Below are 13,433 nucleotides of genomic sequence, written 5' to 3' on the forward strand. Positions count from 1 at the left end.
CTGAACGGATGCGCGATCGCAATGCGGAACGGGGAACTCCGTGAGTGGTACACCGGTCATGGCTGGTAGGAGAGCTGCGGTACCCGGAAGCAGTTGGCGTTCATGTCCCCCTGTGTGACCCAGCCCTCATCGTCCTTCCAGCGGGCCACGGACACACACGTCCGGCGCGTCCCCGGCGGCTCGGTCCGTCGCTCGTACGTCACCGGAAGCAGCAGCCCCTCGGCGTCGTAGGGCTTGCCACGGCTCATGAAGCGGTCCACGCAGGCGCGGGTGACGTCGTCGCCGGAGGCCGCGCAGGAGCGGGCCGCGGCCGTGAACCACAGGGCCGCCGCCCAGCCCTCCAGCTGCCACTGCGAGAGCGATCCCGCCCCCTTGCCCGCCTTCTTCATGCCGTCGCGGAACGCCCGCACCGCCGGGTGGCCGGTGTCCTCGTAGTTGCGGCTGGAACCGGTCGCCCACAGGGCGTTGCGGCAGCGCGGCGCGTCCTTGTAGTCGTCGGCGACGGTGGCTGTCCAGTTCTGTACGTTCGTGACCTTCGCGGTGACCTTCGCGCCCACGTCGTCCATGGCCGCGCACAGGCGCGCGTTGCCGTGCGTGTCCATGGCGTCGAAGACCAGATCGGCGCCCTGGTCCTTGAGGTCGGCCGCGACCGCGCGGAAGTTCGGCAGCGCGAAGTCGACCTGCTCGGTGACGACCTTGTAGCCCTCGGCCTCCAGACCGCGCTTCACCAGGCGCGCGTACGCCGCCGACGCGGCCTGGTTGTAGGAGACCACGGCGGCCGTGCGGGCGCCCTGCTCGCGTTTGAAGTAGCGGTAGACCTCGGTGCCGCCGTACAGCTCGCCGTCCCAGCCCGGCTTGCCCGCGCGCGGTGCGAGGCTGCCGTAGATCCCGTACAGGTGCGGATAGGTGTCGTACGCGGAGCCGATCGGCTGGCCGCCGATGTCGGGCACGCCCGCCTCGGACACCCGGGGCGCGCCCGCGTAGTCCAGGACGGTGGTGGCCACCAGGGCGACGACCTTCTGCTCGTCGAGCAGCTTGTGCACGCACGCGTTGTTGCCGACGCCGCTGCCGCCGTCGTCGCAGGTGTGCACCTCGACCTCGCGTCCGGCGATCCCGCCGCGCTCGTTGAGGCGCGCGAAGTAGGCCTTGGCGCCGTCCCGCGGCCCGGTGAAGGCGGAGCCGCCCACGGGGCTGGTGGCGCTGGTGATGACGCCGACCCGCAGGGGCGGGCCGCCGCCGGACGGCACCCCGCCCGACGGCGCGCGCCGCTCGAAGTCGCTCTCCGGCAGCCGGCTGCCGCAGGCGGCGCTCCCCAGGAGCGCCGCCACGGCGAGCGCGGCCACGACGGTCCGTGGGCGGCCCAAGTCTCAGCAGCCCGGTCCTGGCGACTTGTTGCCGCTCAGCTTGACGAGCGCGCACAGCGTCTTGACGGACACCTTCCAGGTGTCGTCCTCGTTGACGGCGGTGCCGCTCGCGCTCGGCAGCGCGGTCGCGCCCTTCAAGGTCAGCGCGTACGTCACGTCGGCGTCCTTCGCCGACGTGAACTCGACCTTCGCCACCCGCGCCCGGACCTGCCTGCCGCGCTCGTCCCCGCTGAAGCCCTGCAGGACCTGACGCATCTCGGCGCCGTTCTCCAGGACGGCCTCCTTGTCCTTGAGGGACACCGCCGGGTCGAAGAACTTCTCCCAGTTCGCGCGGACCTCCTTCTCGGCCGCCTCCGGGTCTTCGGGCTCGGCGGCGTCACCCGCCTTGCTCGTCGTCTCCACGGACGGCTGCGGCGGCGGGCTGCCGCTGTCGTCCCCGCTGTCGTCGCCGCAGGCCACGGCGGCGGGGACGAGGAGCAGGACCGCGGCGGCCGCCAGGGCCGTGCTCCGCACCCTCCCCCGCCGAAGATCGCTCCCCCGCCTGGGGCTGGTCCAGAGAACCATCTGGCTCACCACCGGGTGTCGGTCCGGGCGAAGAGCGCCCGGTGCTTTCAGGGTCAGCTTCCAGAAGGCATAGTGCAAGCCATTGGCTGCCGTGAACAGACCCACCAGGCACCTGTTGAGCATCTGTCAGTCGCTTGCCGTCTCCCAGGGGGGCCTCGATGACATCTCCCGCCGCCTCGCGCGCGGCCCGGCTTCGGGCGGTGCACCCGATGCTGTGGGCGGCCTTCGCCGCGCTCGCGACCGGCGCGGTCCTGTGCGTCATCGGCTGGTACGGGATCTCCGGCGAGCGCTTCGCCGAGCGGCAGCTGCCCTACCTCGCGTCCTGCACGGTGCCGGGCGCCGCGCTGATCGTCGCGGGCGCGGTGCTCCTCGCCCACGGCAGGGGCGCGCTCGCCGCGGCCCGCGTCGAGGAGCTGTACGCCCTGCTCGTGGCCGTCGAGGGCCAGGACCCGGCGGCCGCGGGGGCCGAACGGGCGACGGGCCCGGTGGCGACGAGCGAGGAGCTGCGCGCCGTGCCCGACGGGACGCTGTGGCACCGCGCGGACTGCCCGCTGATCGCGGGCAAGCCGGGGGCGGCCGCCGTCGACCCCGCGGCCCCGGCCGCCGACGGCCTGACCCCGTGCCCGATCTGCGCACCGCCGGGACCCCGGCCGCAAGAGCCCCCGGAGGCCTGACCCGGTGGCCTCCCTGAGCTACGACCTCACCCTGGCCGGGCTCTCCGTCGGCAGTGCGGCCGCCCTCACCGGCATCGGCCTCGTCGTCACCTACCGCGCGACCGGCGTACTCAACTTCGCGCACGGCGCGATCGCGATGGTCTGCGCCTATCTGCTGCGCCAGCTCACCGTCGAGTGGGGCGTGCCCCTTCCGCTCGCCGCGGCGATCACGCTCCTCGTGGTGGCCCCCGCCATCGGCCTGGTCCTCGAACGCGCCGTCTTCCGCCCCCTCGCCGTCCTGGGCGGCGACCCCGCGCAGACCCTGGTGGCCTCCATCGGCGTCTTCATCCTGCTCGTCGGCGGGGCGGCGCTAATGTGGGGGCAGGGCGCCCGCGCGGACGCGCCGACGCTCGTCTCGGCCGACCCCTGGGGCCAGCTCGCGGCGGCCGTGGCGCTCGTGCTCGCCGTCTGGGCCCTCACCCGCTTCACCCGCTTCGGCGAGGAGCTGCGCGCGGTGGTCGACGACCGCCGCCTCGCGGTGCTCGCCGGGATCGACGCGGACCGGGTCGCCGCGGCGGGCTGGGCCTTCGGCTCGTTCACGGCGGGCCTGACCGGCGTGCTCCTCGCCCCCTACGTCCGGCTCGACCCGTACGGCATGCCCCTGCTCGTCATGGAGGTGATGGCCGTCGCCGTGGCGGCCCGGATGCGGAACCTCCCGGTGGCGGTCGTGGTGGCGCTCGGCATCGGCGTCGCGCAGAGCCAGCTGACGCGCCTGCACCCGTCCGGCTGGCGCGAGCCCCTGCTCCAGGCGGTGGGCGCGAACCTCTTCGTGGTGGCCCTGCTCGTCGCCGCGCTCGTCCTGCCCGGCGTGGGCACCCGGGACGCGCTGCCCCGCACGGCCACCGCGCGCGTCCCCACCCCGCCCGGCGCGTGGATAGTGGCCGTGGTCCTCTTCCTGCTCCCGTTCGGCTTCGCGGGCTCGGACCTCACCACGTCCGTACAGGTCCCCGCCCTCGCCGTCATCCTGCTCTCGCTCGTCGTCGTCACCGGCAGGGGCGGCCAGATCTCCCTGGGCCAGGCGGCGTACGCGGGCCTGGGCGCGCTGTTCACCGCGCTGCTCACCAGCGGCCGCTTCCCCGGGCTCCCCGAACTGCCCGCGCTGCCCGCCCTCGCGGTGGCCGTGCTGCTCGTCGCGCCGCTCGGCCTGCTCACCGGCTGGCCCGCCATCAGCCGGCACGGCCTGGCCCTCGCCCTCGCGACCCTCGCGGTCGGGGTCGGGGTCAGCCGCTTCGTGTTCGCACAGCCGTACGCGACGTCGGGCCTCACCCTGGAGCGCCCCGCGGGCTTCACCGGTGACCGCGCGTACTACCTGCTCGAACTGGCCCTGCTCGGCGGCGCGCTGGTGCTCGTCGCGGCGCTGCGGCGCGGCCGCACGGGGCGGGCCCTCGCCGCGATGCGGGACCACGAGGCAGGGGCGGCGGCGGCCGGGGTCGCGGTGCGCACGCTGAAGCTCGCGGCGTTCGTGACCGGCGCGGCGCTCGCCGCCCTGGGGGGCGGGATGCTGGGGATGGGCCTGCGGGCGTTCGACCCCGGGGCGTACGACCCGGTGCGGGGTCTGCTGTGGTTCGCGGCGGTGGTCGTGCTCGGCGCGGACAGCCTGCTCGGCGCGCTGGTCGCGGCGGCGCTGCTCGTGGGGCTCGACGCGGGGGCCCGGGGCGGGGTGGCGGCCGCGGTCATCGGGGTGCTTGCCATACTGATCGGCCGCTTTCCCGGGGGGCCGTACGAGGCGCTGCGCGCGGCTACCCGAAGGCTTCGGCGGCGGCCCCGGCTCACGCCGCTGGGGGCCCGGGTGCGGGTCGCCCTGATCCCAGCTCCCGTCCCGGCCCCGGCCCCGGCCCCGGCCCCGGCCCCGGCCCCGGCCAACGGTGCTGGGCGCCCGGCGCTGTGCCCACCCTTCCCCAAGCTCTCGGCTTCGCTCGAGCAGGGGATGCCCCACTCGCCCAGCGGGACGATTGCCCACAGCGGAGAGGAGGGGGAAGTTCTCGTCGCCGATGGGCTGTTCCTCTCCTACGGTGGCTTCGCCGTGTTGCGTGGGGTGTCCCTCAGCGTCGTCCCCGGCCAGGTGACCGCTGTCGTAGGGCCCAATGGGGCGGGCAAGAGCAGTCTCTTCCACTGTCTGGCCGGGACGGTGCGGCCCGATCGGGGGCGGGTGGCCTTCGGGGGGCGGGACCTCACCCGGCTGCCCGCGCACGCCCGCACCCGCGCGGGCGTGGCCCGTACGTTCCAGCAGCTCGCGGTCTTCCCGACGCTGACCGTCGCCGAGAACGTGCGCGTGGGCGCCGAACAGGGCCGGGTCCGCGACGCGGCGGCGGTCGACCGGGCGCTGCGTCTGTTCGACCTCGCGTCCGTGCGCGACCGCCCGGCCGCGGGGCTGCCGACGGGCACGCTGCGCCGCGTCGAGCTGGCCCGCGCGCTGGCGGGCGACCCGCACGTGCTGCTCCTGGACGAGCCCGCCGCGGGCCTGGACACCGGCGAGGTGACCGCGCTCGCCCGTGTGCTGCGCGCCCTCGCGGCCGACGGCACCGCTCTCCTGGTGGTCGAGCACGACCTGGACCTGGTCGCGGGCCTCGCCGACACGGTGCACGTCCTGACGGCGGGCCGGATCATCGCCTCGGGCCCGGCGGACGAAGTGCTCGACGGCGGGGCACCGTGAGCCCGGCCCGCCCCAGCTCCCTCGAACTGCGGGCCGCGCGCGTGCGCTACGGCCCCCTTGAGGCCCTGCACGGCGTGAGCATCGCCGCCCCCGCCCCCGGCCTGACCGTCCTGCTCGGCCGCAACGGCTCGGGCCGCACCACCGCGCTGCGGGCGCTCGCCGGGACCGTCCCGCTGTCCGGGGGCGCCGTCGTCTGGGACGGCACGGACGTCACCCGGCTCGCGGCGTACGAACGCGCCCGCCGGGGCCTGTGCTTCGTACCGGACCGGCAGGCCGTCTTCGGCAGCCTCACCGTCCGCGAGAACCTGGACCTCGCCCACGCCGGAGGCGATGTGGCACCCGCCCTCGCGGCCTACCCCGAGCTGCGCCCGCTCCTGGCCCGCCGCGCGGGCACCCTGTCGGGCGGCGAGCAGCGCATGCTGGCGCTGTCCCGCGCGCTGCTCTCCCGCGCCCCTGTGGTCCTCGCCGACGAGCCGACCCAGGGCATGTCCCCGGCCGTCGCGTCCCGTACGTACGAGCTGCTCGGGGACCTGGACGCGTGCGTGGTCGTCGCCGAGCAGCGGCCGCCGCCCGGACTGCGCGGGCGCGCGGGCCTCGCGGCACTGGCGTACGAGCTGCGCCGCGGCGAGGTGGTGTTCCGCGGCGAGCTCGCCGAGCTCGGGCGGCCGCCGGACGGCGGTGTCAGGCCTTCGCCCGCTCCGGGATGACGAGGACCGTGCCGATCGCGAGGCGGTCGGGGCGCGGCCCGACGATGTGCCGGTTGGCCTGGTAGAGGGCCTTCCAGCCGCCCTCGACCCGGTACCGCCGGGCCAGGGAGCTGAGGGTCTCGCCGCGCTTCACGACGTGCGTGCGGCCCTCGGGCAGCAGCGCCAGATGGTCGAGGTTGGCCTCCTTGACCTTCTTCGAGCAGACGGGCCAGGCCTGCCAGCCCTGGTTGAGCAGCACCTTGCGGGCGACCACGATCTGCTCCTCCCGGGTGGCGAGGTCCGCGCGCGGGGCGTAGTCGAGACCGCCGTGCTCCACCCAGGTGGACTGCTTGAACTGGAGCCCTCCGTAGTAGTTGTTGCCGGTGTTGATGTGCCACCGGCCGCTGCTCTCGCACTCGGCGAGACAGTTCCACGGCCCGTCGGTGCGGGAGCAGTCGTACAGGTACGTGGTGACGGCCGGGCCGGGCCGTGGGGGCGGGGGCGAGGCCACCGCGGCGGACACGGCGACCGAGGGCGCCGCGAGCATCAGGGCCGCGGCGGCGAGCGACGTCACGAACCTTGGACGTCGGTGCGACATCGGGTGCGTCGAGTGCATCGGGCCACGTTACGCAGGTCCCGCGCGGGGGCCCGCCGTGCCGCGCCGCCGCGTGCGCGACCCCACCCGGTCAGCGGACGGGGCGGGGCCGCACGTGGGTTCCGGCGCCGGGCCGGAGAGGACGGTCGGGGCCGTCAGATCGCCAGGCGCTGCCCGGGCACGATCAGGTTCGGGTCACCGCCGATGACGCCCTGGTTGACGGCGTAGAGCCGCTGCCAGCCGACGCCGTGCGCGGCGGCGATGCGGCTGAGCGTGTCGCCCTGGCGCACCACGTAGCCGCCGGAGCCGCGCGTGGTGCCCCGGTCGGCGTGACCGGGCGCGCGGTACGCGCGCGGCTGCTCGGCGGCCTTCGGCGCGGTCCCTGGCGCCGCCTTGGGCACCGCGGGCTTGGGCGCGGGCCGGGGCGCGGCCTGTGGCGCGGCCGCTCCGGGAGCGGGCCCGGAGGCACCCGCCCGTGCCGAGCACGACGGCCAGGCGCCCCACCCCTGAGCGCGCTGGACCTTCGCCGCGACGGCGATCTGCTGGGCCTTGGAGGCCTGGTCGGCGGTCGGCGCGTACGCCCCGCCGCCGTACGCCCGCCAGGTCCCGGCGGAGAACTGGAGTCCGCCGTAGTAGCCGTTGCCGGTGTTGATCTGCCAGTTGCCGCCGCTCTCGCAGCGGGCGATCCGGTCCCACACTCCGCTGTCCGCCGCGGCCTGCCCGGTCGCGGCGAGCAGGCCCAGCGGCGCGAGGAGCGCGGCTCCGCCGAGCACTGCCGTCTTGCGAATGTTCCTGGGACGTTCGGACATGGATTTCCCTCTCGGAGGACCCGGGCTCCCCCTGGCCCCGCGGGTCCCGTACGCGTCCTGCGCCGGGGTCCCGCCGAGCCCCGTCCGCCGGGACGGTGGTGCTCCGCCGCGCCTTCGTGATCAAGCTGACCGGCGCGACCGGCGGACGTACCCGAGCGGTGCTCGCTGCACACGGCCGTGGAATCTAGAAGCCGTCCCGCCCCGCCATCAACCGACTCCTCGTCATTCCAGGCCAGTTGCCCGTTACCTGGAGTATCGGCGACTTTCGGACACCCTTTTCATTCGTACATATCGGCATTTAGCGGGTTGCCGACCTGGCGATCTGTGACTCACTTCACCGTGCCAACTTGCTTGTACGCAGCAGGTGTTGGCGCGGAGTGACGAATTCCGCCCATCAACTCACCCTCTGCTTCGGTTAGTTCAATTCCGCGCCTCTCGTGCGTGACTTGGGCCACTGATCGCCCGTTGTCTCCTTTATGAGCCGGGCACCACCCGGACACCCCACGCATCGATTCCGAGGAGTCCCCGTGCCGCGCATGCTCGACCTCAGCGACGAGGTACGCGCCGAGATCGGCGACGAAGAAGCCGACCGTCTGCTCGCCGGAGAGAACGCCCCGGGCGCCTACGACTGCACGTCCTGCCGCACCCCGGGCGACTCCGAGCGCGAGCGCACCAGCACGGTCCTGTTCGTCGGCGACGAGACGGCCGTGCTCGCCTTCGCCCACGCCTCCTGCCTGCCGTCCCAGATCGTCGAGGTCTCCGAGGAGCAGCTCCAGGGCGCCGTACGGTCCATCACCGGCGAGGACACCGTGCCGGCGCAGCGCCCCGCCGACACCGCCCCCGAACAGGCCGTGCTCGGCGTCACCAGCGGCCTCGTCCTCATCGAGGGCGAGCTGCACCCCGCGCTCGTCGTCGAGCCGACCGGCCCCATCGCACGGCCGGGCGCGGCCCCCGGCGGCGGCGACGACTTCCTGCCGCTCCTGATCGAGCACGGCTTCATGCCGGTGACCTCGCTCGCGGGCGTGCCCCCGACGCTGCACGGCTGGTCGGTGCTGCTCGCCGTGGGCCAGCTGCACGCCATCCTCCAGCCCGGCACGAGCGGCGGGTCCCCGGTCGCCTGGTGGCAGGCCCACCAGCCGCTCCAGGTCACCGACGGCTGGCGCGCGGCGGCCAACAAGCTCCAGTCGGTCCTGCTGTACGCGACCCCGTCGGGCACCGTCGGCCGCCAGCCCCGCGAGGACCTGCTGCGCGGCGCGCTCGACCGCGCGGCCTCCCGGGGCCAGCTGGTCGCCTGCGCGATGCCGCTGGCGGGCACCTGAGCCACATTGGGGGCCCGGGCCCCGCATCCCGGGAACCCCCCAGGTCGTTGGCTCAGACGTGCACGTATACGACGCCACACACCACCGGCCGTACGCCAGCCCCATCCCGTCCATGCGCTCCGCGCAGGACACCACGGGCGCCTTCTCGGCCACGCCGATCTACGACGCCCTGTACACCGAGTACCTCAGGGCGTTCCGGGCCCTTCCGGGCGACCGGACCGGCGAGGAGGAGCTGAGGTTCACCGGCTTCGGCCCCGGGCCGTACGGCAACGCCGCGCCCTACGGCGCCGTACGGCACGACCCGCGCCACACCCCCCGGCACGACCCGCGCCACGATCCCCGGCACAACGCCTTCAACGTGGCCCGCTACGGCCAGCCCACCCAGGTCGACCACCACGGCTACGGCCACCTCTTCCCGGCCGCCCTCCCCCCGGGCCCGCGCCGGGGCTGACCACCCGCACCTCCCGCATGCCGATGCCCGGCCCTCCACTCGGAGGCCGGGCATCGGCATGCGGACCGCGGTGCCGCGGCTACTTCTTCTTCTGGGTCTTCTGCCCGCGCTTCTCGCGCACCCGCACCGAGATGTGGATCGGCGTGCCCTCGAAGCCGAACTCCTCGCGCAGCCTGCGCTCCACGAAGCGGCGGTAACCGTGCTCGATGAAGCCCGAGGCGAACAGGACGAACCGCGGCGGCTTGGTGCCCGCCTGGGTGCCGAAGAGGATGCGCGGCTGCTTGCCGCCCCGGACCGGGTGCGGGTGGGCGGCGACCAGCTCACCGAGGAACGCGTTCAGACGGCCCGTCGGGACGCGCGTCTCCCAGCCCGCGATGGCCGTCTCGATGGCGGGGACGAGCTTCTCCATGTGCCGCCCCGTGCGCGCCGACACGTTCACCCGCGGCGCCCACGCGACCTGCGCGAGCTCCGTCTCGATCTCCCGCTCCAGGTAGTAGCGGCGCTCCTCGTCGAGGGTGTCCCACTTGTTGAACGCGAGGACGACCGCGCGGCCCGCCTCCACCGCCATCGTGACGATGCGCTGGTCCTGCACGCTGATGGACTCGCTGGCGTCGATCAGGATGACCGCGACCTCCGCCTTCTCCACGGCGGCGGCCGTGCGCAGCGAGGCGTAGTAGTCGGCGCCCTGCTGGAGGTGGACGCGCTTGCGGATGCCCGCCGTGTCGACGAACTTCCAGGTGATGCCGCCCAGCTCGATCAGCTCGTCGACCGGGTCGCGGGTGGTGCCCGCGAGCTCGTTGACGACGACGCGCTCCTCGTTCGCCACCTTGTTCAGGAGGGAGGACTTGCCCACGTTCGGACGGCCGATGAGCGCGATGCGGCGCGGGCCGCCGACGGCGGTGCCGAAGGACTGCGCGGGCGCCTCAGGCAGCGCCTCGAGGACGGCGTCGAGCATGTCACCGGTGCCGCGGCCGTGCAGCGAGGAGACCGGGTGCGGCTCGCCGATGCCGAGGGACCACAGGGCCGTGGCGTCGGCCTCGCCGCTCGGGCCGTCGACCTTGTTGGCACACAGCACGACGGGCTTGCCCGCCTTGCGCAGGAGGCGCACCACGGCCTCGTCGGTGTCGGTGACGCCGACCTTGGCGTCGACGACGAAGACGACGGCGTCCGACGCCTCGATCGCGTACTCCGCCTGGGCGGCGACGGAGGCGTCGATGCCGAGGACGTCCTGCTCCCAGCCGCCCGTGTCGACGACCTTGAAGCGGCGGCCCGCCCACTCGGCCTCGTAGGTGACGCGGTCGCGGGTCACGCCCGGCTTGTCCTCGACGACGGCCTCGCGGCGGCCGATGATGCGGTTCACCAGCGTCGACTTGCCGACATTGGGGCGGCCGACGACGGCGAGCACGGGCAGCGGGCCGTGCCCGGCCGCCTCGATGGCGCCCTCGACGTCCTCGATGTCGAAGCCCTCTACGGCGGCGAGCTCCATGAACTCCGCGTACTCGGCGTCGCCAAGCGCCCCATGGTCGTGCTCGACGTGCTCCGTCGGCTCGCCCTCGGGCTGGATCTGGTCGTTCATGAAGTCCGTACCTCGTCGTTCATCGTGGTGATCGGTGACCCCTCCGTGCGGCGGGTCACTACTGAAAGTCTGACTCAGCGCCCGGTCAGGCGCCTGGCGTTTTCCAGGTGGGCGGTCAGCTGCTCCTGGATGCGCACGGTCGCCTCGTCCAGCGCCTTGCGCGTACGCCGCCCGCTGCCGTCGCCCGCTTCGAAGGGGTCCCCGAAGACGACGTCCACGCGGCTGCGCAGCGGCGGCAGCTGCCGTATCAGGCGGCCGCCGCGCTCCGTGCTGCCGAGGACGGCGACCGGCACGATCGGCGCCCCCGAGCGCACCGCGAAGTACGCGAGCCCCGCGCGCAGCGAGGCGAAGTCGCCGTCGCCCCGGGTGCCCTCCGGGAAGATCCCGAGGACGCCGCCCTGCGCCAGGACGCCGAGGGCGTCGGTGATCGCCGTCCGGTCGGCCGTCGCGCGGTCGACCTGGATCTGGCCGATGGCGCCCAGGAACCTGCCGAGCGGGCCGACGAACGCCTCCTTCTTGATCAGGAAGTGCGTCGGCCGGGGCGCCACGCCCATGACCATCGGGCCGTCGACGTTGTGCGAGTGGTTGACGGCCAGGATGACCGGGCCGCTCGCCGGCACCCGCCAGGAGCCCAGCACGCGGGGCTTCCACAGGCCGTACATCAGACCGACGCCGATGCGCCGCCCGACCTCGGCCCCGCGCTCGGATGCCGCGGTGGTCACTTCCCGGCCCGCTTCTCCTCAACGAGGGTGACGACGCACTCGATGACCTGCTGGAGCGAGAGCTCGGTGGTGTCGACCTCGACGGCGTCGCCGGCCTTGGCGAGCGGCGACGTCTTGCGGCTGGAGTCGGCGGCGTCGCGCTTGATGAGGGCCTCGCGCGTGGCGTTCACGTCGGCGCCCTTGAGCTCGCCGGAGCGGCGGGCGGCACGGGCCTCCGGGGACGCCGTGAGGAAGATCTTGAGATCGGCGTCGGGCAGGACCGTGGTGCCGATGTCCCGGCCCTCGACGACGATGCCCTTCTCGGCGGCGAGGGCGATGGAGCGCTGCAGCTCGGTGATCCGGGTGCGCACGTCGGGGACGGCGCTGACGGCGCTGACCTTGGAGGTGACCTCCTGCGTGCGGATCGGGCCCGCCACGTCCGTGCCGTCGACCGTGATCGTCGGGGCGGCCGGGTCCGTGCCGGAGACGATCTCGGGCTTGCCGGCCGCGGCGGCGATCGCGCCGGGGTCGGTGAGGTCGATGCCGTTGGTCACCATCCACCACGTGATCGCCCGGTACTGGGCGCCGGTGTCCAGGTAGCTCAGGCCGAGCTGTGCGGCGACGGCCTTGGACGTGCTGGACTTGCCCGTGCCGGACGGCCCGTCGATGGCGACGATCACGGTGCCTGCGGCAGCGCTGTTTTCCAGGGATTCCACGGGCTGCGGGTGCCTTTCTCGGGGCGCGGGTGGGTGGGGGACGTCTGCGACGCCCCGCACAAGGTTACTGGCTCGCGCCCCGGCCCTCGTCTGGCCACCGCTACGGCCGCAGCGACCAGCCCCGCTCCCGCAGCGCCGCGGCAAGGGGTGCCGCCGCCGCGGGCTCCACCATGAGCTGGACCAGACCGGCCTGCTGCCCGGTGGCGTGCTCCATGCGGACGTCCTCGACGTTGACCCCGGCGCGCTCCGCGTCGGCGAAGATGCGGGCCAGCTGCCCGGGCTGGTCGTTGATGAGGACGGCCACGACCTCGTACGCGGACGGCGCGGAGCCGTGCTTGCCGGGCACCCGGGCCTGGCCCGCGTTGCCGCGTCGCAGCACCTTCTCCACGCCCGTGGCGCCGTCGAGCCGCTTGGTCGCGTCGGCCGACTCCAGGCCCCGCAGCGCGGCGACGGTCTCCTGGAGGTCGGCGGCGACGTCCGCGAGCAGGTCGGCGACCGGGCCCGGGTTGGCGGAGAGGATGTCGATCCACATCCGCGGGTCGGACGCGGCGATGCGCGTGACGTCGCGGATGCCCTGGCCGCACAGCCGGACCGCCGACTCCTCGGCGTTCTCCAGGCGGGCCGCGACCATGCTGGACACCAGGTGCGGCATGTGCGAGACGAGGGCGACGGCCCGGTCGTGGGCGTCGGCGTCCATGACCACGGGCACGGCCCGGCACTGGGCGACCAGCTCCAGGGCGAGGTTCAGCACCTCGGTGTCGGTGTCCCGGGTGGGCGTGAGCACCCAGGGGCGGCCCTCGAAGAGGTCGGCGGACGCGGCCAGGGGGCCGCTGCGCTCGCGCCCCGACATGGGGTGCGTGCCGATGTACGGCGTCAGGTCGAGCCCGAGCGACTCGAGCTCGCGGCGCGGTCCGCCCTTGACGCTCGCGACGTCCAGATAGCCGCGGGCGAGGCCGCGGCGCATCGCGTCGGCGAGCGTCGCGGCGACGTGCGCGGGCGGCACCGCGACCACGCACAGGTCGACGGGGCCCTCCGGCTCCGTCGCGGTCCCGGCGCCGAGCGCGGCGGCCGTGCGGGCCTGCTCGGTGTCGTGGTCGGCGAGGTGGACGGCGACGCCGCGCCGGGCCAGGGCCAGGGCGGCGGAGGTGCCGATGAGGCCGGTGCCGATGACGAGGGCTGTTCTCACTGGGCGATGTCCCCGTAGCTTCCGTGCTGCTGTAGTGCGTACAGCCTAGTCACCGCCGGTGACACGGGCGCGGGGTGTGGGGTTGGGGGGTGGGCGCTGT

General features: G+C 74.4%; 13 protein-coding genes. 5 read left to right on the forward strand and 8 right to left on the reverse strand.

The genetic code is table 11. The features are described from left to right. Positions 1-56: 56 nt before the first annotated feature. Together CP982_RS10310 and CP982_RS10315 are read right to left on the reverse strand one after the other, a co-directional pair. Positions 57-1,364: an ABC transporter substrate-binding protein gene (locus CP982_RS10310; RefSeq protein ID WP_150510243.1), complete on the reverse strand. Its 1,308-nt coding sequence runs from the start codon at positions 1,362-1,364 to the stop codon at positions 57-59. Between the two features lie 3 nt (positions 1,365-1,367). Further along, on the reverse strand, positions 1,368-1,928 hold the full coding sequence (locus tag CP982_RS10315) for an MTB12 C-terminal domain-containing protein (protein WP_221515433.1): 561 nt from the start codon (positions 1,926-1,928) through the stop codon (positions 1,368-1,370). A gap of 158 nt (positions 1,929-2,086) precedes the next feature. Here CP982_RS10315 and CP982_RS10320 point away from each other — a divergent pair, with 158 nt between their 5' ends. Genes CP982_RS10320 through CP982_RS10330 form a run of 3 tightly spaced genes read left to right on the forward strand, consistent with a single transcriptional unit; the run spans position 2,087 to position 6,001 of the window. Further along, complete coding sequence (locus CP982_RS10320; RefSeq protein WP_150510244.1) at positions 2,087-2,602, forward strand: hypothetical protein; 516 nt, start codon at positions 2,087-2,089, stop codon at positions 2,600-2,602. 4 nt (positions 2,603-2,606) lie between these two features. Beyond that, complete coding sequence (locus tag CP982_RS10325; protein WP_150510245.1) at positions 2,607-5,294, forward strand: ABC transporter permease subunit; 2,688 nt, start codon at positions 2,607-2,609, stop codon at positions 5,292-5,294. Continuing rightward, positions 5,291-6,001 (forward strand): ABC transporter ATP-binding protein, encoded by a 711-nt coding sequence (locus tag CP982_RS10330; protein ID WP_150510246.1) that lies wholly within the window; start codon positions 5,291-5,293, stop codon positions 5,999-6,001. The genes CP982_RS10325 and CP982_RS10330 overlap by 4 nt, the downstream gene beginning before the upstream one ends. On the opposite strand, the gene CP982_RS10335 is transcribed toward CP982_RS10330, so the two are convergent. After that, positions 5,976-6,596 (reverse strand): LysM peptidoglycan-binding domain-containing protein, encoded by a 621-nt coding sequence (locus CP982_RS10335; RefSeq protein WP_229879720.1) that lies wholly within the window; start codon positions 6,594-6,596, stop codon positions 5,976-5,978. The genes CP982_RS10330 and CP982_RS10335 overlap by 26 nt on opposite strands. Positions 6,597-6,730: 134 nt before the next feature. Beyond that, positions 6,731-7,384, reverse strand: a complete 654-nt coding sequence (locus tag CP982_RS10340) for a LysM peptidoglycan-binding domain-containing protein (RefSeq protein ID WP_150510247.1) — start codon at positions 7,382-7,384, stop codon at positions 6,731-6,733. A 527-nt stretch (positions 7,385-7,911) separates the two neighbouring features. Here CP982_RS10340 and CP982_RS10345 point away from each other — a divergent pair. Beyond that, entirely contained in the window at positions 7,912-8,703 is a 792-nt protein-coding gene (locus tag CP982_RS10345; protein ID WP_150510248.1) for a hypothetical protein, read from the forward strand. Positions 8,704-8,815: 112 nt separating this feature from the next. Beyond that, positions 8,816-9,154, forward strand: a complete 339-nt coding sequence (locus CP982_RS10350; RefSeq protein ID WP_150510249.1) for a hypothetical protein — start codon at positions 8,816-8,818, stop codon at positions 9,152-9,154. Between the two features lie 79 nt (positions 9,155-9,233). Here CP982_RS10350 and der read toward each other — a convergent pair whose 3' ends face one another. From der to CP982_RS10370, 4 genes are all read right to left on the reverse strand, one after another. Beyond that, a complete protein-coding gene (gene der / locus CP982_RS10355) occupies positions 9,234-10,730 on the reverse strand; it encodes a ribosome biogenesis GTPase Der (protein ID WP_144002647.1) in 1,497 nt (498 codons plus the stop codon). Between the two features lie 74 nt (positions 10,731-10,804). After that, the gene (locus CP982_RS10360) at positions 10,805-11,392 is read right to left on the reverse strand and encodes a lysophospholipid acyltransferase family protein (RefSeq protein WP_170316631.1); all 588 of its coding nucleotides are present in this window, start codon (positions 11,390-11,392) and stop codon (positions 10,805-10,807) included. Positions 11,393-11,448: 56 nt separating this feature from the next. Continuing rightward, positions 11,449-12,138, reverse strand: coding sequence for a (d)CMP kinase (gene cmk, locus CP982_RS10365; protein WP_150515406.1), 690 nt, complete (start codon positions 12,136-12,138; stop codon positions 11,449-11,451). A 109-nt stretch (positions 12,139-12,247) separates the two neighbouring features. Next, entirely contained in the window at positions 12,248-13,333 is a 1,086-nt protein-coding gene (locus tag CP982_RS10370; protein ID WP_150510251.1) for a prephenate dehydrogenase, read from the reverse strand. Between the last annotated feature and the right edge of the window lie 100 nt (positions 13,334-13,433).

Origin of the sequence: Streptomyces spectabilis (assembly GCF_008704795.1) — a bacterium.
Taxonomy (GTDB): domain Bacteria; phylum Actinomycetota; class Actinomycetes; order Streptomycetales; family Streptomycetaceae; genus Streptomyces; species Streptomyces spectabilis.

Bases quoted from the DNA above. Each gene is read 5' to 3' on its own strand.
- CP982_RS10360 (WP_170316631.1), bottom strand. From the start codon at position 11,392: ATGTACGGCCTGTGGAAGCCCCGCGTGCTGGGCTCCTGGCGGGTGCCG.
- CP982_RS10335 (WP_229879720.1), bottom strand. From the start codon at position 6,596: ATGCACTCGACGCACCCGATGTCGCACCGACGTCCAAGGTTCGTGACG.
- CP982_RS10340 (WP_150510247.1), bottom strand. From the start codon at position 7,384: ATGTCCGAACGTCCCAGGAACATTCGCAAGACGGCAGTGCTCGGCGGA.
- CP982_RS10315 (WP_221515433.1), bottom strand. From the start codon at position 1,928: ATGGTTCTCTGGACCAGCCCCAGGCGGGGGAGCGATCTTCGGCGGGGG.
- CP982_RS10320 (WP_150510244.1), top strand. From the start codon at position 2,087: ATGACATCTCCCGCCGCCTCGCGCGCGGCCCGGCTTCGGGCGGTGCAC.
- CP982_RS10350 (WP_150510249.1), top strand. From the start codon at position 8,816: ATGCGCTCCGCGCAGGACACCACGGGCGCCTTCTCGGCCACGCCGATC.
- der (WP_144002647.1), bottom strand. From the start codon at position 10,730: ATGAACGACCAGATCCAGCCCGAGGGCGAGCCGACGGAGCACGTCGAG.